General features: G+C 67.2%; 2 protein-coding genes and 1 pseudogene. 1 reads left to right on the top strand and 2 read right to left on the bottom strand.

Going from position 1 to position 3274, the window contains the following annotated elements; genetic code table 11:
- Positions 1–1591: pseudogene (gene lon, locus QOH60_RS02310) on the top strand (endopeptidase La); the annotation flags it as partial.
- 88 nt (positions 1592–1679) lie between these two features.
- Here lon and QOH60_RS02305 read toward each other — a convergent pair.
- Positions 1680–2327 (bottom strand): HAD family hydrolase, encoded by a 648-nt coding sequence (locus QOH60_RS02305; RefSeq protein WP_526416673.1) that lies wholly within the window; start codon positions 2325–2327, stop codon positions 1680–1682.
- A 241-nt stretch (positions 2328–2568) separates the two neighbouring features.
- Positions 2569–3274, bottom strand: a 706-nt coding sequence (locus tag QOH60_RS02300; RefSeq protein ID WP_526416671.1) for an MFS transporter, incomplete at its 5' end; no start/stop codon positions are given.

Below are 3274 nucleotides of genomic sequence, written 5' to 3'. Positions count from 1 at the left end.
GGCTGAGGCCGCGCTGGCCGAGGTCGACAAGCTGGAGCGAACCTCCGAGCAGTCCCCCGAGGTCGGTTGGATCCGTACCTGGCCGGACACTGTGCTCGACATGCCGTGGAACGAGCGCACCGACGATGCCTATGAGATCGCCTCGGCGCGCGCGATCCCCGACGCCGACCATGCTGGTCTCGATGACGTGAAGGGACGCATCGTCGAGCACCTCGCGGTGCGTCGTCGCCGGGCCGACCGTGGCCTCGGGGTCGTTGCTCGCCGGCGCAGCGGTGCCGTGTTGGCTCTGGTCGGTCCCCCCGGCGTGGGCAAGACCTCGCTGCGCGACTCAGTCGCGCGCGATGGGACGCAAGTTCGTCCGGGTCGCCCTGGGCGGTGTGCGGGACGAGGCCGAGATCCGCGGGCACCGGCGTACCTACGTGGGCGCCATGCCGGGGCGCATCGTCCGGGCGATCAAGGAGGCCGGTTCGATGAACCAGGTTGTGCTGCTCGACGAGGTCGACAACGTGGGCTCGGACTACCGGGGCGAGCCGACGACTGCGCTGCTCGAGGTTCTCGAGCCGGCGCAGAACCACACGTTCCGCGACCACTACCTCGAGGTGGAGCTGGACCTGTCCGACGTGCTGTTCCTCGCCACGGCGAATGTTTTGGACTCGATTCCGACGCCGCTGCTCGACCGGATGGAACTGGTTCGGCTGGACGGTTACACCGAGGACGAGCAGGTGCTGATCGCGCGCGATCACCTGCTTCCGCGGCAGCTCGCGCATGCTGGGCTGGACAGCACGGAGGTGACCGTCACCGACGACGCGCTGCGGCATCTCGCCGCCGAGTACAGCCGCGAAGCCGGCGTGCGCGACCGTGAGCGACTGATCGCCCGAGTCCTGCGCAAGATCTCCGCGAAGGCCGGGTTGGCTGGCGAGGTGACCGAGCTGGTGACGGTTGAAGTTGCCGATCTCACCGAGCACCTGGGCCGACCGCGGCACACGCCGGAGTCGGCTGAGCGCACGGCGGTGCCCGGAGTCGCGACGGGTCTGGCCGTGACCGGAGCCGGCGGCGACGTCCTCTTCATCGAGGCCTCGGTGGCCGACGCGGAGACCGGTTCGACCGACGTCACGCTGACCGGCCAGCTCGGTGACGTGATGAAGGAGTCGGCACGGATCGCGCTGTCCTACCTGCGCTCGCAGGGCGCGACGCTGGAGCTGCCGGTGTCCGACCTCGCGACGCGGGGCGTGCACATCCACCTTCCCGCCAGAGCGGTGCCGAAGGACGGGCCGAGTGCGGGGGTGACGATGATTACCGCGCTGGCTTCGCCGCTATCGGGTCGACCCGTTCGATCCGATGTGGCGATGACGGGCGAGGTCTCGCTCACCGGCCGAGTGCTGCCCACCGGTGGTGTCAAGCAGAAACTGCTTGCGGCCCACCGCGCCGGCATCACGACCGTGCTGATCCCGAGCCGCAAACGAGCCGGATCTCGACGACGTGCCAAAGGCGGGTGGTCAAGGCGCTGACGGTGCACCCGGTCAGTGACGTCCGTGAGGTGTTGGAGCTGGCCCTCGAGCCCTCTTCGATCGCAGTCGACGCTGCCGCCTGACCCAGCTCGTCCGAAGCCGCCGGTGCGAAGGTTCGCCTTCTCGCCGGCGGCTTCACTGCGTCGACACCCGACCGGGGACGGTTGGCAGTCACGCCAGCGGGCGGACGCCGACCTCCTCCAGCCGCGACAGCATGTCAGCCGGGTCGTTGTACACCCGGTAGGCGCCCGCCGCCTCGAGTTCCTCGCGCCCGTAGCCACCGGAGAGCAGCCCCACTCCGAGTGCGCCGGCGCGCTGCGCGGCCAGCAGGTCCCAGATGCTGTCGCCCACGACGAAGCAGTGCCTGGGATCGATGCCGAGCAGTTGGGCCGCGGCCAGGAAAAGGTGCGGATCGGGTTTCGCGCGTTCGACCAGGTCCCTGGTGACGATCGGCACGCCGTCGGGCATACCGAGCAGGTCGATCGCGATCGCCGCAGTCCGGCGCGCGCCACTGGTGGCTATGGCGAACGGGACACCGCGCTGGTGCAGAGTCGCGACCAACTCGCGGGCGCCCGGCAGTGGCACGACGCCGTCGGCTCGGCGCAGATAGAACTCGGCGTGCAGAGCGGTCAGCCGGCTCAACGTGGCGTCGTCCAGCACGGTCCCGGTCTCGCGCTGCAGAGCCTGGAGGAACAGGCCACCACTCATCCCGATGCGGCGGTGGATCCGCCACACAGACAGGGCGATGCCGCACTCGGACAGCCCCTCCTGCCAGGCGATGACGTGCTGGTACACCGAATCGACCAGCGTGCCGTCCAGATCGAACAGCAGGCTGGCTGAGGCACCGTTAAGTCAATCGGAACGTCATTGGTTGTCATGATGCCTCCGCGGCGAACGCGAGGTTAATGGGGCGCAGTGGTCTCTGGATTGTCACGATAATTCGCGCGGAATGCGCCTCGACCCCGTCAGGCGCTCGCAAGCACACGGCCGGCACGCAACGTCGACGCATCGAGATCAAAGCCGCAGGACGCTCCCGTCCGCGGGGTTCAGCGGTCAGCCCTCACCCCCCGGATTCGGCGGCGGCCGCGGAAATACCGCCTTCGGGAAGCCGGACTGCTGACAGCGGACTTGCGATGTCCTCCAGCGAACGGCGTTCGGCGTCGACACCGAGGAACAACGCAACCAGGGCGCCGGCGATCATGAACGATGCCCCTATTACGTAGCCGATCGTCAATGGGCCGGTAGGCGCATGGGCGTTGTTCGCGCCTCCGATCAGATGACCGAACAGCCACGGTGCAACCACCCCGCCCGCTCCCTGCGACAGCGCGAAGAAGTACGAGATTGCCTGTCCGCGAAGTTCGAGGGGGAAGATTTCGCTGACCGTCAGATAGGCAGAGGATGCCCCGGCGGAGGCAAAGAAGAAGATCACACACCAGCAGATCGTCTGAGTGGTTGCATTCAACGAGCCTTGATTGAACAGGTACGCCGAGACGTACAGCAGCAGTCCGGACAGCAGATAGGTGGCAAAGATCATCCGCCGTCGCCCGATCGTGTCGAAGAGGCGGCCAATGGTCAGTGGACCGAGCAGATTGCCGATTGCGAAGGGGAAGAAGAAGTAGGGCACGTGCCCGGCGGGAATGTGGTAGAAGACCTTGAGTACGAGCGCGTAACTGAAGAAGATCGCGTTGTACAGGAATGCCTGAGTGATCATCATCGTGGCTCCGAGGACAGCGCGTCGTGGGTACTGCCCGAAGAACACCTGCGTC

It is taken from the genome of Mycobacterium sp. (assembly GCF_032159765.1).
Taxonomy (GTDB): Bacteria; Actinomycetota; Actinomycetes; order Mycobacteriales; family Mycobacteriaceae; genus Mycobacterium.
The sequence above is the reverse complement of the archived record's forward strand: the minus strand, read 5'-3'. Positions and strand labels throughout refer to the sequence as shown.